The 16,471-nt window shown below is 71.6% G+C and carries 14 protein-coding genes; 5 read left to right on the top strand and 9 right to left on the bottom strand.

Annotation, left to right across the window (positions count from 1 at the left end; genetic code table 11):
• Window positions 1–90: 90 nt before the first annotated feature.
• The 6 genes from KIT14_00070 to KIT14_00045 all read right to left on the bottom strand — a co-directional run bounded on the left by KIT14_00070 (window position 91) and on the right by KIT14_00045 (window position 8,529).
• The gene (locus tag KIT14_00070) at window positions 91–2,649 is read right to left on the bottom strand and encodes an MMPL family transporter (protein ID MCW5888923.1); all 2,559 of its coding nucleotides are present in this window, start codon (window positions 2,647–2,649) and stop codon (window positions 91–93) included.
• On the bottom strand, window positions 2,646–3,653 hold the full coding sequence (locus KIT14_00065) for a hypothetical protein (protein MCW5888922.1): 1,008 nt from the start codon (window positions 3,651–3,653) through the stop codon (window positions 2,646–2,648). Before KIT14_00065 ends, KIT14_00070 begins: the two co-directional genes overlap by 4 nt.
• Before the next feature lie 178 nt (window positions 3,654–3,831).
• Complete coding sequence (locus KIT14_00060) at window positions 3,832–5,691, bottom strand: hypothetical protein (GenBank protein MCW5888921.1); 1,860 nt, start codon at window positions 5,689–5,691, stop codon at window positions 3,832–3,834.
• A 131-nt stretch (window positions 5,692–5,822) separates the two neighbouring features.
• Entirely contained in the window at window positions 5,823–6,791 is a 969-nt protein-coding gene (locus KIT14_00055) for an MBL fold metallo-hydrolase (protein ID MCW5888920.1), read from the bottom strand.
• 50 nt (window positions 6,792–6,841) lie between these two features.
• Window positions 6,842–7,723 carry an LLM class F420-dependent oxidoreductase gene (locus KIT14_00050; protein ID MCW5888919.1) on the bottom strand — a complete coding sequence of 294 codons (882 nt, stop codon included), beginning with the start codon at window positions 7,721–7,723 and terminating at the stop codon, window positions 6,842–6,844.
• A 32-nt stretch (window positions 7,724–7,755) separates the two neighbouring features.
• Entirely contained in the window at window positions 7,756–8,529 is a 774-nt protein-coding gene (locus tag KIT14_00045) for an SDR family oxidoreductase (GenBank protein ID MCW5888918.1), read from the bottom strand.
• A gap of 171 nt (window positions 8,530–8,700) precedes the next feature.
• On the opposite strand from KIT14_00045, the gene KIT14_00040 reads away from it, so the two are divergent.
• Window positions 8,701–9,771 carry an MFS transporter gene (locus KIT14_00040; protein ID MCW5888917.1) on the top strand — a complete coding sequence of 357 codons (1,071 nt, stop codon included), beginning with the start codon at window positions 8,701–8,703 and terminating at the stop codon, window positions 9,769–9,771.
• A gap of 49 nt (window positions 9,772–9,820) precedes the next feature.
• Window positions 9,821–11,608, top strand: coding sequence for a DNA mismatch repair protein MutS (locus KIT14_00035; GenBank protein MCW5888916.1), 1,788 nt, complete (start codon window positions 9,821–9,823; stop codon window positions 11,606–11,608).
• A 71-nt stretch (window positions 11,609–11,679) separates the two neighbouring features.
• Here KIT14_00035 and KIT14_00030 read toward each other — a convergent pair whose 3' ends face one another.
• From KIT14_00030 to xth, 3 genes are all read right to left on the bottom strand, one after another.
• A complete protein-coding gene (locus KIT14_00030) occupies window positions 11,680–12,702 on the bottom strand; it encodes an alcohol dehydrogenase catalytic domain-containing protein (GenBank protein ID MCW5888915.1) in 1,023 nt (340 codons plus the stop codon).
• 80 nt (window positions 12,703–12,782) lie between these two features.
• A complete protein-coding gene (locus tag KIT14_00025; protein MCW5888914.1) occupies window positions 12,783–13,424 on the bottom strand; it encodes a TetR/AcrR family transcriptional regulator in 642 nt (213 codons plus the stop codon).
• Window positions 13,421–14,197 carry an exodeoxyribonuclease III gene (gene xth / locus KIT14_00020; protein MCW5888913.1) on the bottom strand — a complete coding sequence of 259 codons (777 nt, stop codon included), beginning with the start codon at window positions 14,195–14,197 and terminating at the stop codon, window positions 13,421–13,423. The genes KIT14_00025 and xth overlap by 4 nt, the downstream gene beginning before the upstream one ends.
• 86 nt (window positions 14,198–14,283) lie before the next feature.
• On the opposite strand from xth, the gene KIT14_00015 reads away from it, so the two are divergent.
• The 3 genes from KIT14_00015 to KIT14_00005 all read left to right on the top strand — a co-directional run.
• Complete coding sequence (locus KIT14_00015) at window positions 14,284–14,892, top strand: TetR/AcrR family transcriptional regulator (protein MCW5888912.1); 609 nt, start codon at window positions 14,284–14,286, stop codon at window positions 14,890–14,892.
• Window positions 14,893–14,995: 103 nt separating this feature from the next.
• Window positions 14,996–15,994, top strand: coding sequence for a glutathione S-transferase family protein (locus KIT14_00010; GenBank protein ID MCW5888911.1), 999 nt, complete (start codon window positions 14,996–14,998; stop codon window positions 15,992–15,994).
• A gap of 236 nt (window positions 15,995–16,230) precedes the next feature.
• Window positions 16,231–16,471 (top strand): hypothetical protein (locus tag KIT14_00005; GenBank protein MCW5888910.1); only part of this gene is annotated, 241 nt, incomplete at its 3' end.

Raw genomic sequence — 16,471 nt, 5'->3', positions numbered from 1 at the left:
AGACTGCCGTCGCGACCATACCGCCGGTGGTCACGCCGCGACGACGCGCGGGACGGGCGAATCCCGTTCCCGCGTGCAAGGGGCGTCCGGTCACCCGGCAGCGAGCGGCACGGGTGCTGGTGTGCCGATCGTCCGGGCGGGCCGGTTGGTGAGGAATCGAGGTCGGACGACCTTCATCCATGCCGGCACGAGCACGAGCCCGCCGAAGGTGTTGAACACCATCAGGAGCGCGAGCAGGAGGCCCATCTCCGCCTGGAACTTCAGGTCGGAGAACCACCAGAAGATCGTGCCCGCGAGCATGGTCGTCGCGGTGAAGATGATGGCTTTGCCGGTCGTCGCCGTCGCTCGGTCGACCGCTTCGTCGAGGCCGAGGCCCTCGTCGACGAAGTCGATCATGCGGCTGAAGTGGTAGATGCCGTAGTCGACGCCGACGCCCGCACCCGCGGCCGCGATCGGCAACGAGTTGACGTTGAGGTCGATGTTCCACAGCCACATCGCGCATTCGCAGGCGAGCTGCGAGAGGATCACGGGGATCATCAGCAGCAGCGTCGCGACGAGCGAGCCGTAAGTGAAGTAGAGGCAGGCCGACACGGCGACCATCACCAGCGCCAGCGTCATCCAGTACGAATCGTCGACGGCTTCGTTGACGGCCGCCAGCACGCCGAAGAGGCCGCCCGCGAACAGGTACTGCACGCCGTCGTCGGAGTTCTGCGCGGCCCACGCCTTCCCGTCGGCGATCGCGTTCATGATGATGTCGTGCGAGTAGCCGCTGTAGAGCGTGATGATGGTGCCGTAGCGCATGTCCGTCGACATGAAGCGGTCGAGGTCGCCGGCCTGGCCGGTCTGGGTGAACTGATAGAAGAGCTCGGCGATGTACTTCTGCTTGTCGGGGATGAACGCCCACTTCGGCTCCCCCTCGTGGAAGAGCCGCGAGAGCTGCTTCAGGATGTCGATGACCGTCACCGACGCGCCGGCACCCTCCGTCGCCTCCATGTGGTCGGCGAATTCCTCCATCGCCGTGAGCGGGGCCACGTCCTTCATGCCGTCGGGCTTGCCGGTGTCGGCGATGATGACGAGCTGGTTCGCGCCGAGGAACTTCTCGTTCAGCTTCGCGTAGGCGACGTTGTACGGGTGGTGCGGGAAGAGCAGCGCCGCGCCGGGCGTCATGTCGCCCACCTTCAGCCGCCATCCGAAGTAGGGGCAGATCAGGTAGAGCGCGATCGTCAGGCCGACGCCGACGAAGCGCCAGCCGCCGTTCGATGCGGCGATCGTCCAGTGCGTGGCCCGCTCGTAGATCACCTCGTGCCAGCGGTAGAGCACGAACGCGATGAGGAGCATCACCGCGACGCCACCGTAGCCGAGCAGCGAGGTGGCGAGCCAGAGCGCGTACCCGAAGAACAGCGCGCCGCCGACGGCGAGCGTCAGGTTGCCGAGGAGCCGTGCCCAGCCCGGGAACACGCCATGGGCGCCCGGCGGGTTCGTCGCCGAGAGGATGATCGGGTGCAGCGTGACGACGCTGATGATGATCGAGACGATCCAGAAGCTCGAGAACAAGGCGCACTTCTGGATCAGCGGGATCGGCGCGATGGCCACGAGCAGGATGCCGATGCCGTCGCTCAGCACCGACGCGATCGCCGGCGGGAACAGGTGTGAGTACGACTCGACGATCGCCGTGTGCTTGTCGTGGGTGCGGTGGTACTCCTCGTGATAGCGATCCATCGACTGCACCGAGTGCGACAGGGCGCGCGCGGACAGGAAGATCGGGATCACGAGAACGAGCGGGTCGAGGTTCAGCCCGAGCAACGGCACCATGCCGAGTGCCCAGATCGACGAGAGGATGCCCGAGAACACCGGCACCCACACGCCCGGCCAGCTGCGGAAGTAGTTCCACAGCAGGAACGTGAGGGCGGCGATGGTGATGACGAAGACCTCGCCCACCTCCGGCACGTAACGCTGGATCGACGTGTACAGCCACGGGAATCCCGTGATGTAGACGTTGTGATCCGCGTCCTGCACCTCCGCCTGGAGCTTCGTCAGGCGGTCGTAGAGGTAGTTGAAGTCGAGCTCCTCTTCCCAGAAGCCCGCGGTGACAAGGGCGGCGGTGTCGTCCTCGGACACGTAGAGGCCGCGGATGCCCTTGGTCGAGTAGACGGCGAACTTCACCCGCTCGGCGTCTTCCTGGGTCTTCGGCAGGGCCGGCCAGTACACCTCGCGGATCTGGATCGCACCGCCCGCGTTGGTGATGCTCTTCATCTTGGGGTGCGCGATGGAGAGGATCTGGTACGGCACGACGCCCTTGGTCTCGGTGAGGGCGCGGGTGACCTGGTCGACCTTCTGGAGGGTCGCCGGGTTGTAGATGTCGCCGTCCTTCTTCTCGACGATGATCGTCAGCACGTTCGCGCTGCCGAACATCCGGCGAAACTCGTTGTAGATCTGGATGTAGGGATGGCCCTCGCGGAGGGTGACCTCCTTGCCGAGGAACGAGAGCTTCAGCGGGCCCGGATAGAAGTCCAGGAACTGCGGGAGGACCTTGATGTGCGTGCATTGCCACGCGAAGAACGCCGTCATCACGGCGATGACGACGGACACCGCGACGCGGTGCCGGAGCAGGAAGCGGAGGTAGGCTTCGACGAGCCGCTTGGAGATCATGAGGGGGCGCCTTCGGGGCGGTCCTTCACTTGCTCGAGGCCCTTCTCGTCGACGCGCAGGATGAGCCCCTCGGAGCCCACCGCGAGACCGGCGCCATCGGGCTGCATCCAGATGTCGCGAATCCAGTTGGCCGCGAGCTGGATCGGCAGCTGCTCGACCAGCCAGGTGCGGCCACCGTCCTGGCTCTTCAGCACCGTCCCCGACTCGCCGACGATCCAACCCCGCTGCCCGCTCACGACGACGTCGTAGAGCGAGCGGCCCGGGATCGGAGCCGGCGTCGGCGTCCAGGTGACGCCGCCGTCGTCGGTCTGGAGGATCATCGAGTCGATGCCCACTGCCCAGCCGCGCTTCGCGTCGGCGAAATACACGCCGAACAGCGTGCTCTCGATCGGCGCCATTTGCTGCTGCCAGGTGAGGCCGCCGTCGGTGCTCGCCATGACGATGCCGAACTCGCCGACGATCCAGGCGTGGTCCCGATCGCCGTACGCGATGCCATAGAGGTTGACGTCGCCGGGCTCGACGCCGGTGTCGAGCGCGATCTCCGGTAGCTTCACCTCGGGGGGCACGTTGTGCACCGTCCAGGTGGCGCCGCCGTCCTCGGTGTGCACCATCGAGCCGTAGTCGCCGGCGGCATGGCCGCGCTGGGCGTCGGCGAACTGGAGGGCGAAGATGTGCCGGGGAGAGCCGGTCTTCTGGAGCTGCCAGCTGCTCCCGCCGTCCTTGGTCGCGTAGATGATGCCTTCCTTGCCCGCGATCCAGGCCGTCTTGCCGTCGAGGCAGGACATGGCGAGGAAGGGGCGCTTCGTTCCGGCGTCCTGGCGGTCCCAGGTCTTGCCGCCGTCGGCGGTGCGGAAGATGCGACCGAGCTCGCCGACCATCCAACCTTCGGAGTCGCTGGCGAAGCACGTGGCGAAGAGGTTCTGTCGAACCTCGCCGAGCCGGACCGGCTCGGCGAACGCCGTCACTGCGGACAGCGCCGCGGCGGCGGCGAGTAGGCGATGCATGGGGGTCTCCTACGGGCGGGCGTCGAACATGGGTAATTGCACGCGCGGTGCACGTTGGCCCGGGCGCCGGGCCATCGGGGCAATTACCCGGCCGCCGAACGCGGTGTCAACGGCCCGTTGCGTCAGACGGGCCTCGGTGTGGACGCGACGGCGAGCCGTCGCGTCCACACCCGGTGCCTCAGAATACGTACTCGACCTGGAAGCGGACGTTGTCGCGGTCGCGCGCGGCGCCGAACTGCCCGGTCGGCGCGGCGGAGATGCGCGAGTAATCGAACGTCACCCGGAAGGGGTCGCGGACCAGCGTGACGCCAGGCTGGAACACGAGGCCGCCCTGCCAGTCGTAGAACATGCCGTAGAACGGCACGATGCGGCCGCCCGAGTAGGACGTCGTGATGAGCAGGGTCTGGAGGATGCGGTCGTCGGCCAGGCTGAAGAAGCGCGGCTCGGAGGGGCAGCCCTTGCTCTTGAAGCTGCCGTCGGCCTGCTTCTTGCGGTTGCAGCCCGGGTTGCCGGCGATGAGGAAGCTGTTCTTCGGATTCACCCGCAGGTTCCGGAACGGCACGGGCAGCACGAGATCGCCCGGCGAGTCGAAGACGTGCTTGTAGAAGACCTGCGTCGAGAAGAAGAACGTCTGCGTCGGGTTGAGCCAGCGGATGAAGCGGTTGACGTCGAAGCCGACCGACAGGTTGAAGGTGTCGAGCTGGAGGACGCGACCCCAGAACTGGTTCTGGCGATCCGTGCGGTAGAAGCCCGGGTACAGGAACGGGTCGACGCCGCCGACCATGTTCCCCGCGCGCCACAGGCGGCGATACCCCGGCGTTCCCGGAGCGCCGACGCTGTCCCGGTTGAGCCCCTCGCCCTGGCGGCTCATCGGCTCGCCCTGGAAGTACGCCACCTCCGAGCGGACGATCGTGTACAGGCTCGGGACCGGGAAGGTCGCCGACAGGCCCGTGATCGGCACGCGCGGGAAGCGGGCATAGGCGGTGATCGGGTTCTCGAACACCGGCAGCGACGTGCCGTTCGGGCCGATGCCCGGCAGCCGGTACTGCGTCCCGGGAATGTCGAGGTACGTGTAGTAGTGGGCCAGGGTGAAGGTGACGTCCTTGGCCGTGAACACCAGGCGGGCGCCGCCGCGGACGTCGGTCGCGTCCGGCACGGTGACGACCTGGTTGATCGACGTGTTCGGGCGGCCGATGCCGCCCGGCGACCAGGGCGAGCCGGCGGGGGTACCCGGAACCTGCGAGACGACGTTGCCTTCGGCCGCGAAGCCTTCGACGAAGATGTCCGCGAACGGGCCGATCGAGCCGAAGTTCCAGCTCGCCCGGACCATGTCGAGCGGCACGCGGCGCTCGTCGAGGGCGATCAGGAAGCCGCCGAAGCTGTCGTCGAGCGGGTTGATGTTGTCCATCAGGCGGAAGATGTCGGTCTCGCCCCAGGCCAGGATCTGGCGGCCGACGCGGGCGAAGAACGGACCCTTCTCGAAGTCGAAATAGGCGAGGAAGAGGCGCTGGCGGATGCGGGCGCGCCGGTTCAACCGGCTGACGCGGCGATCGATGTACTTGTCGGGCAGCTCACGGCTGACGAGGCCCGGGACGTTGGGCAGGTCGGCGCGGAACTTGCGCGTCGTGCCGCCGGGGTCGCTGTACTCCTCGGGGCCGTAGTCGTAGATGCCCTCCCACTCGCCGCGGTACTGGACCGTGTACTTGAGCAGGTCCGCGTCCATCCAGCGGAAGGGCATCATGAGCCCCCAGCTGTCCTTCGCGAGGCGCCGGAGGTCGTGCTCCCAGTCGATCTGCAGGAAGTAGCGATGCTGGCGTACGTGGCCGGCGGGCGACACCGGCCAGTTGAGCGGGTTGTCCGAGCCGCCGATGCGCTCGGTGCCGACACGGACCGCCGTATACGCGCGCAGTCCCAGTCGCATCTCGCCGCGAGGATCGATGTCGTATGCCGACACCGGTGTGACGGCATCCACCGCCAGGGTGATGGTCAGCGTCGTCAGGGCGAGGAGGAAGCCACCCCGGATCCGCGTCGTCGCCATCGTGTCCGACCCCCTTCTCCGACGCAGAAGCGCCGCTAATCTCGCGGAAAGCGCGCGCGTCATAGCGAGAGGGCGTCGAAGGTGTCAAGGATGTTGCAAGGGCATACGCCCCAGCGACCGCGTGAACGGCTCTACCAGGGGCGCGTCTCGCCCGGAGACGGCGTCCAGATGCGTGCCGGCTCCACACCCTGCGCCACCGCGGCCGCGTGGAAGCGGCGGGGCGGTTCGTCGACCGGCTCGTCGGTCAGATCGAAGGTGCCCCAATGCACACCGAGGAGCCGCTGCGCGCCGACGTCGAGCCCGGCCTGGAGCGCTTCCTCGGGATTCATGTGCACGGGCTGCATCATCTCGGCCGGCGCGTAGGCGCCGATCGGCACGGCGGCGAGCTGGAAGGGCCCGAGCCGCGCGCCGATCTCGCGGAAGCTCGTGGTGCTGCCGGTGTCGCCGGCGAACCAGAAGCGGCGGGTGGGGCCGACGACGGCCCAGCCGCTCCAGAGCGTCTGGCTGAAGTCGGTGAGGCCCCGCTGGCTCCAGTGGCGTGCCGGGACGCAGTGTACCGTCACACCGCCGACGTCGCGGGACTCCCACCAGTCGAGCTCCTCGACCGGCCCGATGCCTTCTGCACGCAGCAGCGCACCGACGCCGAGCGGTACGAAGAAGCGTGTGCCGCGTGCGGACAGCCGGCGCAGCGTCGGCAGGTCGAGATGGTCGTAGTGGTTGTGCGAGACGACGACGAAGTGGAGCGGCGGCAGGTCGTCGAGGGCGAGCGCGGGCGGCACGAACCGCCGCGGCCCGAGGAACGACACCGGGCTCGCCGTGTCCGACCAGATGGGATCGGTGAGGAAGGTCACGTGGTCCATCTGCACGAGCACGGTCGCATGTCTGATCCACGTGACGGTGGGCGAGCTGTGGCGGGCGTTCTCGCGCAGCGCCGCGCCGTCGTTCGCGATCGGCGACGGCGCGCCGCCACGGCCGACGATGCTCGCGCCGATCCGGCGCAGGAAGAAGGGTACGGTGACGAGCGGTCCGGCCCGCTCCCACGGCTCGAGGTTGCGGAATCCGCCGCCCGGATCGTGATGTGCGGGCCGGTCGTTCGCCATGCCGGAAGCACCGCCGAGCGCCAGGACGAGCAGCGCGGCGACGAGGGGCCTCACGCCAGCAGCGCCTCCGCCAGTCGCGTCCACTCCTCCATCGGCACCGCGGTCTGATTACGCCCCAGCACCTGCAGGCAGACGTGGTCGGCGCCGGCGTCGTGGTGCGCGCGCACGCGCGCGACGACGGTGTCGACGTCGCCCCAGGCGATGAGCCCGTCGACGAGGCGGTCGCTGCCGCCGTTCTCGAGGTCGGCGTCGTCGTAGCCGAGCGAGCGCCAGTTGCGATTGTAGTTCGGCAACGGGAGGTAGGTCGCGAGGTGCGTGCGCGCGATCTCGCGCGCCACGGATGGATCCGTCTCGAGCACGACGCCCTGCTCGGGCGCGAGCAGCGGGCCCTGGCCCATGATGCCGCGGGCGCGGGCGGTGTGCTCCGGCGTCACGAGATAGGGGTGCGCGCCGCGGGTGCGCTCGGCCGCGAGCTTCAGCATGCGCGGGTGGAGCGCCCCGATGACGGTCTCCGGCGGCGTCGCGGGGCCGGCGGCGGCGAACGGCGCACGGGCCATCGCCTCGAGGTACTGCTCCATGAACGAGTACGGCTTGCGGTAGTCGTGCCCGCGCAGCATCTGCACGAGCGGTGCGTGGCTGACGCCGATGCCGAGGAGGAAGCGATCCGGCCACGCCTCGGCGAGCGTGCGCTGCGCCGCCGCCGTCGCCATCGCGTCGCGCCCCCAGACGTTCGCGATCCCGGTCGCGATCGGGATGCGGCGGGTGCCGCCGAGGAGGATCGCGGCGTTGGTGAAGGCCTCGCGGCCCATCGCCTCGGGGAACCAGATGGCGCCCCAGCCCTGCGCGTCGAGCTGGGCGGCGACGTCGCGCGCCTGGGCGGAGGGAAGGAGGTCGAGCTGGAAGGTCCAGATGCCGACGCGGCCGATGTCCATGGCAGGGTGGTTAGCCCGATCGTCGCGGCGAGTCAGCCGCCCCCGCCGAAGCGGGCCTGGAGGCGGCGCATGCCGCGGATCCAGCGTTCCGGGTCCTCGGCCTTGCGGCGCACGTATTCGGCGACGCTCGGGTGGGGCAGGATGTGGAAGCGCTCGTCGCAGAGCCCCTCGACGACGACGTCGGCGAGCTGCGCGGGCTCGAGCATGCCGTCGACGCCGGCCACGCCGCCGCCCTCGAAGTCGGCCGTCATGGCGGTGCGTACCGCCTGCGGGCACAGCACCGAGACGCGCAGGCCCTGATCGCCGTAGGTGATCGACAGCCACTCCGCGAAGCCGACCGCCGCGTGCTTGGTCACCGAGTAGGGCGCCGAGCCGATCTGCGACAGCAGCCCCGCCGCCGACGCGGTGCTCAGGAGATAGCCGCCGCCGCGGGCCAGCATGCGCGGGACGAGGTGCCGTGCGGCGAAGACGTGGGCCATGACGTTGACGTCCCAGATGCGCTGCCAGTCGGCGTCGGCCACCTCGGCGCCGCCGACGAGGAGAATGCCGGCGTTGGAGCAGAAGAGGTCGATGGGGCCGACGCGGGTCTCGACCTCGTCGACGACGCGCGCCACCTCGGCGTCGCGGCCGACGTCGGCGCCGAGGCCGATCCCGCCGACCGCTTCGGCCACCGTTCGCGCGCCGCCGGCGTCCCGGTCGACGGCGACCACCGTGCGCGCGCCCTCGGCGGCGAAGCGCTCCACGAGCGCGCGGCCGATGCCGCTCGCTCCTCCCGTGACGACGCAGACGCGATCCCGGAGCTCCACGCGAACCTCCTCGCGGCGCGGCCGCGCCGACGTGGGCCGTCGTAGCCGCTTCGCACCGGACACGCCACGGCTGCGCTTGCCGGCCCCGGAGCTTCCTGCGACACGCCGCCCATCCGGTCCGAGCGCCGCACCGTCCTCCTCGCGTACTTCGCGGTCTTCCTCGGTGCCGGCGTGTGGCTGCCGTACGTGCCGCGCTGGCTCGCGTGGCTCGGGCTCGACGGCATGCAGATCGGGCTCCTCGGCGCGCAGCAGCCCCTCCTGCGCTGGGTGAGCGCGATCGCGCTCGCGGCGGCGGTCGATCGCTGGCGCGTGCGGCACCGTCTGCTCGTCGTCACCGCCTGCGCCGGATCGCTCTGCTTCCTGGCGCTCGTCGGCGCGACGCGCTTCGAGACGCTGCTCGTCGTGTTCGCGGCGATCGCGCTGCTGCACGGCTCGCTGATCCCGCTCGTCGACGCGACCGTGCTCGACCACCTGCCTCGGCTCGGCGGCGACTACGCGCGGCTGCGGGTCGCGGGCAGCGTCTCGTTCGCGGTCGGGGCGCTGGCGAGCGCGCCGATCCTCGCGGCCTGGTCGCCCGCGGCATTGCCCTGGCTCCTCTTGTCGGCTCAGGTCGTCGTCGCACCCGCGCTGCTCGGGCTGCCGCGGGCGCAGCTCGGGCACGCGCACGAGGTGCGCCCGCCGTGGCGGCTCTTGACGCCGCCCATGCGCGCCTTCCTGGCCACCGCGTTCCTGCTCCAGGTGAGCTGCGGCGCCTGGGGCGGTTTCTTCGCCATCCACACCGCGGCGCTCGGCCTGTCCGACGCGGTGCCCGGCCTGGCATGGGGCCTCGGCGTGGTCGCCGAGATCCTGCTGTTCCGCTTCGGCCGCGGCCTCGTCGGCCGCTTCACCGCGACGCAGCTGATCGGCTTCACGCTCGTCGTCACCGTCGTGCGCTGGGCGGCGACGGCCGTGGCGACGAGCGCGCCGGCGGTGGTGGCGCTGCAGCTGGGGCACGCCGTCACGTTCTCCGTATTCCACCTGGCGACCATGCTGCTGCTGCCGCGGCTCGTGCCGGCGGCGAGCAGCACGAGTGGGCAGGGTCTCTACGGCTTCGTCGGCTTCGGGCTCGGCGGCAGCGCCGGGTTCGCGCTCGCGGGGCTGCTCGTCGACCGCATTGGCACGGCGGCCCTCTTCGGGCTCGAGGCCGCGATCGCGGCGCTGGCGTGGGCGCCGGCGTGGCGCCTCGCGCGGCTCCTTCGTTGAGCGCCTCGGTGGCGCTGCGGCGCAGCGCCAGGTAAGCGCGCGGGCGACGATGACGGACGTGCAGGTCGGGCCGGCGAAGACGTATGCGGAGCGGCTCGCCGCGCGGCGCGCCGAGGCGGAGACCGCCGACCGCCGCGACGAGCGGCTCGGGTGGGCGCGCTTCGCCTGCCTCGTCGCCGCAGGGATCGTGACCTGGATGGCGTTCGGCCGGCACGTGCTGCCGGCGTGGAGCGTCGGCGTGCCGCTGGCGGCGTTCGCCGCCCTGGTGCTCCGGCAGTGGGGCGCGACGGCGGCGCGCGAGCGGGCGCAGCGCGCCGCGGTGCACTGGGCACGCGGCCTCGCCTGTCTCGACGGCACCTGGCCGGGCGGCGGCACGAGCGGCGACCGCTTCCGCGATCCCGAGCATCCCTATGCCGACGATCTCGACGTCTTCGGGGCGGGCTCGCTCTTCGAGCGCCTCTGCACGGCCCGGACGCCGGCCGGCGAGGCGACCCTGGCCCGCTGGCTCGCCGCGCCGTCGGACCCGGCGGACGTGCGCCCGCGCCACGCGGCGATCGGCGAGCTGCGCGACCGCCTCGACCTGCGCGAGGACCTCGCCGTGCTCGGCGGCGACGTGCGACGCGGCGTCGATCCGACGGCGCTGCGGACGTGGGCGTCCGCGCCGGCGATCGTCTTCGCCGCCTGGGAGCGGTGGGTCGCCGCGTCGGCGGCGCTGCTCGCGGTCGGCGCGGTCGTCGTCTGGCTCATGGGCGACGCGCGGCCGCTGCTCGCCGTGATCGCGGCGGAAGCGGTGCTGGCCGTCGCCGTACGGAGACGCGTCGCCGCCGTGGTGGCGGCCGTCGATCGGCCCGGACGCGAGCTGCCGCTCGTGGCGGCGCTGCTCGGACGGCTCGAGGCGGAGACCTTCACGTCGCCGCGTCTCGTCGCCCTGCGCGCCGCTCTCTCGGCGGCCGGCGATCCGCCGGCCGCCGAGATCGTGCGGCTGCGCCGCCTGGTCGACCTGCTCGACGCGCGTCGCAACCAGTTCTTCGCCCCGATCGCCTTCCTGCTGTGCTGGTCGCTCCAATGCGCGGCCGCGATCGAGGCCTGGCGGCAGCGCTGCGGTTCGGCGCTCGCCGCGTGGCTCGACGCGGTCGGCGAGATAGAGGCGCTGATGGCGCTCGCCGCCTTCGCCTTCGAGCATCCCGATCTGCCGTACCCGGAGCTGCTCGACGACGGGCGCGTGCTCGACGGCGAGGGCCTGGTCCATCCCCTCCTCGCGCGCGACGCCGTCGCCAACGACGTCCGGCTGGGCGCCGCGCCGCGCGTGCTCGTCGTCAGCGGCTCGAACATGTCGGGCAAGAGCACGCTGCTCCGCACGGTCGGCATGGCGGTCGTGCTCGCCCAGGCGGGCGCCCCGGTGCCGGCGCGCAGTCTGCGCCTCTCGCCGCTCGCGCTCGGCGCCTCGATCCGCGTCCAGGACTCCCTGCGCGACGGCCGCTCGCGCTTCTACGCCGAGATCACGCGTCTGAAGCAGCTCGTCGATCTCGCCGCCGGGCCGCGCCCCCTCTGCTTCCTCCTCGACGAGGTTCTCCACGGCACCAACTCCCACGACCGCGCCATCGGCGCCGAAGCCGTGGTCCGCACCTTCGTCGCCCGCGGCGCGATCGGTCTCGTCACGACCCACGACCTGACGCTGGCGAAGGTCGCCGACGCCCTGTCGCCGCTGGCGCGCAACGTCCACTTCATCGACGACCTCGCCGGTGCCCAGCTCCACTTCGACTACCGCCTCCGCGACGGCGTGGTCACGAAGAGCAACGCCCTCGCCCTGATGCGCGCGGTCGGGCTCGACGTCTGACGGGGGGCGCGCGTGCTGCGCGGACGCGTGGCGGCCGGGGGCCCACGTCCCGTCCGGCATGCGCGGAACACCTACGCCCCCCGCAGGAAGACGGGCTTCATCGGGCCCGCGAGCAGCACCTCCGGCGCCGACTCCCAGGGGTGCACCCCCGTCATCACCGGCCGCGGGTCGAGGGAGCCGTCGGCGACGTGGCGGAGCACGTCGGGCATGTCCGCGCGGGCGTTGGCGCGGCCGGTGACGAAGTGGATGCCCTTGCCGTACATCTCGAGCATCGGCAGCGCGACGTCGGCGAAGAAGACGCCGACGCAGGTGCACGTACCCCACGCGTCCGTCGAGCGGATGGCGCAGGCGAGGCCCTCGGCATCGTTGCTGGCGTCGACCGTGACGGCAAAACGGCCGAGGCGGTGGGCGCGTTCGGCGACGACCTCGGCGCCGAGTGCGGCGGCGACGCTGCGGCGGTCGGCGTCGGCGTCCTGGTAGACGACGCGGGACGCCCCGAGCGCGCGTGCGGCAGCGACCGCGTACAGCCCGATGCTGCGCGCTTCGCCGCCGAGCACCAGCACCTCGGCGCCGGCGGCGTCGCCGCGGAGATACGGAGCGACGGCGCGCCAGCCGTCGCAGAGGTTGTCGCTGGCGCAGGCGACGATCTCGGGCGCGACGCCGTCGGGCAGCGGCAGGAGCATCGCGTCGGCGAAGGGCACGCGCAGCAGATCGGCGAAGGCGCCGCCCCATTGCGTCCCGCCGATCGGGCCGAGCCCGTAGGCCGAGCGGTGGGGCACCGCGCGGCAGGCGCCCGTCTGCCCCCGCGTGCAGCGGTCGCAGCGGCCGCAGCTGATCTGGAACGGCACCACGACGCGTTGGCCGGGACGGACGTTTCGCACGGCGTCCCCGACGGCGACGACGTCGGCCACGAACTCGTGCCCGAGCGGGAACGGGCCCGGGATGGGAACGGTGCCCTGGACGAAGGCGTGGTCGAGGTCGCAGGTCGTGACCGCCACGGCACGGACGAGCGCGTCGTCGGGCCCCTCGAGGCGTGCCTCGGGAGCGTCGGTCCATTCCACGCGGCCGGGTTCGACGAAGGTGAGCTCACGCATGGGTCGTGTCCTCCTATGTCACCGCTGGTGACATTGATGCCGGGGCAGGTCAAGCGACGCCCGCGCCGCGCTGCTCGGCGTCAGCGCGCCGGTGCGGCGAGCCCGCGCAGCAGCGGCGCCAGCAGCTTCACGAGATAGGACGTCGCCACGCGGGGCGAGCGCACCTGGATGCGCCCGCGCAGCACCATGTCGGCGTAGCCCTGGAGGAAGCTCCACAGGGCGATGGCCATGTCGGTGGGCTTCGCGCCGGCGAGGCGCCCGGTGGCGATGCCGTGCGCCATCTCGCGCACCAGCACGGCGAGCACCTCCTGGGTGGCGGCGTCGAGGGAGGGAAAGCGCCCGTCGAGGTTCACGCGCGGTCCGAACATCAAGGCGAAGCGCGCCGGGTCGTCGTACGCGAAGCGCAGGAAGGTCACGGCGAGCCGCTCGAGGCGCACCGGCACGTCGTCCGCGGGCACGCGCCGGAGCGCGGTCTCCAGCGTCGCGATCAGCTCACGGTAGCAGGTCTCCGAGAGGCCGGCGACGAGGGCGCGCTTGTCGGCGAAGTGGCGGTACACGGCGGCGTGGTCGACGCCGACCGCGCGTGCCACCTCGCGCAGGCCGATCTGCTCGGGCCCGCGCTCGGCGAGGAGTGCCCGCGTGGCGTCGAGCAGCGCGCGCTTGAGGTCGCCGTGATGGTAGGTGGCGCGCCGGCGCCGCGGCCGTGCCGGCCTCGCGCTCATGCCCGGCGCAGCTCCACCCATACCGGCGCGTGATCGCTCGGCTGCGCGCCCTTGCGCGCGTTGCGGTCCACGCCGGCTGCCGACGCCAACGCGTCGAGCGCCGGCGTGAGGAAGATGTGGTCGATGCGAAGCCCGCGGCCCTTGGGGAACGCGAGCATGCGGTAGTCCCACCAGGAGAGGCACGGTTGGCCCGGGTTGAGACGGCGCACGACGTCGACGAGGCCGGCGTCCTGCCGCAGCGTCTCGAGCGCCTCGCGCACCTCGGGGGTGAAGAGGACCGTGTCGATCCAGCGTGCGGGGTCGTGGACGTCGAGCTCCGCGGGTGCGACGTTGAAGTCGCCGCACAGCGCCAGCCGCGGCGTCTCCGGCACGATCCGGCGCAGCCAGGCGCCCAAGCGCGTCATCCAGGCGAGCTTGAAGGCGTACTTGTCGGAGCCGATCGTCTCGCCGTTCGGAACGTAGGCGCTGACGACGCGCACGCCGCCCGTCGTCGCGGCGATCAGGCGGGCCTGGGCGTCCTCGACGCCGTCGTCGAAGCCGCGCTGCACGGCGTCGAGCGGCGTCCGCGACAGGATGGCGACGCCGTTCCAGCTCCGCTGGCCATGGATCGCGACGTAGTACCCGAGCTCGGTGAACGCGTCGTGGGGAAACGCGTCGTCGGCGATCTTGGTCTCCTGGAGGCAGAGGACGTCCGGTCCATGCTCGCCGATCCACGCGCGGACGCGCTCGAGGCGGGCGCGGATGCCGTTCACGTTCCAGGTGACGAGGCGCATCGGGCGCGAGACTCTATGGCCGGGCCGGGCGACGGGCAACCGAGTATTGTGCTTTGCACACCGACTGCAATAAGTTTCGCCGCGCCATGGCCGGCCCCTCTACCGCGTCCCGCGTCGACGGCCGGCTCGCCCGCGGCGAGCGCGCCCGCGGGGCCATCGTCGACGCGTTGCTCGACCTCCTCGAGGCCGGCGAGCTGCGGCCGAGCGCGGCACGCATCGCCGAGCGGGCGGGCGTCTCGCTGCGCTCGGTGTTCCAGCACTTCTCGGACGTCGAGACGCTCTTCGCCACCGCGGCCGAGCGCCAGAAGGTGCGTCTCATGCCGCTGGTGCGGCCGATCTCGCTCGACGGCCCGCTCGCCGAGCGCATCGCGGCGTTCGCGAGCCAGCGTGCGAAGGTGCTCGAGGCAATCACGCCGGTGCGCCGCGCGGCGATCCTGATGGAGCCGTTCTCGCGCGAGCTGCACGTGCGCCTGGCGAGCTTCCGCAACGACAAGGGCGCCGAGGTGCAACGCGTCTTCGCGCGCGAGATCGCGGCGCGGCCGTCGGCCTCGCGCCGGCCGCTGGTCGCGGCGCTGGTGGTCGCGAGCGGCTGGACCACCTGGCAAGGGTTGCGCGAGCATCAGGGCCTCGATCGCACGCAGGCCCGGCGGGTGCTCGCCCATATGCTCACGGCGCTGCTGCACGAGGAGCGCTGAGGGAGCTCCTGCGCATGTCCGACGAGCACTTCACGAAGCCGTGTCCCACCGCCTTCGGCGACGGCGATCCGATCGCCATCGCCCGCGGCTGAGGAGGATCTCGATGACCACCTCGTATCGCATCTTCGGCTCGGAGCTCTCCCCCTACTCGGTGAAGGTCCGCTCCTACTTCCGCTACAAGGGCATTCCGCACGTCTGGACGCCGCGCACCATCCAGAACCAGGCCGAGTTCGACCAGCACGCGAAGCTGCCGCTGATCCCCCTCGTGCTCGGCGACGACGGCACCGCGATGCAGGACTCGACGCCGATCATCGAGAAGATGGAGGCGCGCGTCCCCGAGCCGTCGATCACGCCGGCCGACCCGGTCGCAGCCTTCGTCTCCGTCCTGCTCGAGGAGTACGGCGACGAGTGGGGCAACAAGCCGATGTTCCACTACCGGTGGTTCTACGAGGCCGACGCGCAGTCGGCGGCGGAGCGCATCGCCCGCGACATGAATCCCGAGCTGCCCGCCGACGCCTTCGAGACCGTCGTCGGCGCGGTGAAGGGCCGCATGGTGCCGCGCCTCGCCTTCGTCGGCTCGTCCGAGGCGACCAAGGACCGCATCGAAGGCTCGTACCGCCGCCAGCTCGCGCTCCTGGAGAAGCACCTGGCGACGCGGCCCTATCTCTTCGGCGGCCGTCCGGCGTTCGGCGACTTCGGCGTCTGGGCCCAGCTCTACGAGTGCTCGACCGACCCGACCCCCGGCGCCATCGTGCGCGCCGAAGCCCCGGCGGCGCAGCGCTGGATCGACCGCATGCTCGACCCGAAGGCCGAGGGCGTCTTCGAGCCGTGGAGCGCGCTCGCGCCGACGCTCGAGCCGTTCCTGCGCGACGAGGTCGCGGCGACCTTCCTGCCGTGGACGGTCGCGAACGCCGCCGCGCTCGCGGCGGGCGAGAAGGAGTTCACGGTGCAGATGGGCGGCGCACCGTTCAGGCAGGAGACGCAGAAGTACCACGCGCGCTCGCTGGGAAAGCTGCGGGAGAAGTACGCGGCGGTCGCGGACCGGGCGGCGGTCGATGCGATCCTCGAGCGAACGGGCTGTCTCGCGGCGCTGCGGGGGTAGCCCCGCCGGAACGCCGGCACCGCTCGCGCCGGCGGCGGCCGACCTCGGCGACGGCCCCACCGCGTCGGCGAGCCCCCGCGTCCTCGAAGGCGGAGAGCCGGTGTCGGCCGACGGCACCTCGGGCCACCGGTAGCTGGAGTAGCCCGCTGCGAAACGGATCGGGCTCGCCGCGCGAGTGTGGGATCGCTTCAAATCGCACCGCCTCGACGGATAGAATGCGCGCGCAAGGGGGGCGCATGCGGATGTTGGTGGTTGCGGTGGTGTCGGGCGCGCTGGCCGGAGGGGCGGCGTTCGGGCAGGAGGCGTCGTCGATCGTGGGCTGCGTGCACCGGAAGTCCGGCGCCGTGCGCATCCCGCCGTCCGGCGTCTGCAAGCCGAAGGAGCGTCAGGTCGCGCTCCAGATCGCGGCCATCCCCGGGCCGACCGGCGCCCCGGGCGCGGCGGGCCCGACCGGTGCCGCCGGCCCGACGGGAAGCG

It is taken from the genome of bacterium, assembly GCA_026129405.1.
In the GTDB taxonomy this organism is placed as follows: domain Bacteria; phylum Desulfobacterota; class Binatia; order DP-6; family DP-6; genus JAHCID01.
Note: the sequence above shows the minus strand (reverse complement) of the source record. Positions and strands in the feature narration are given on the sequence as shown.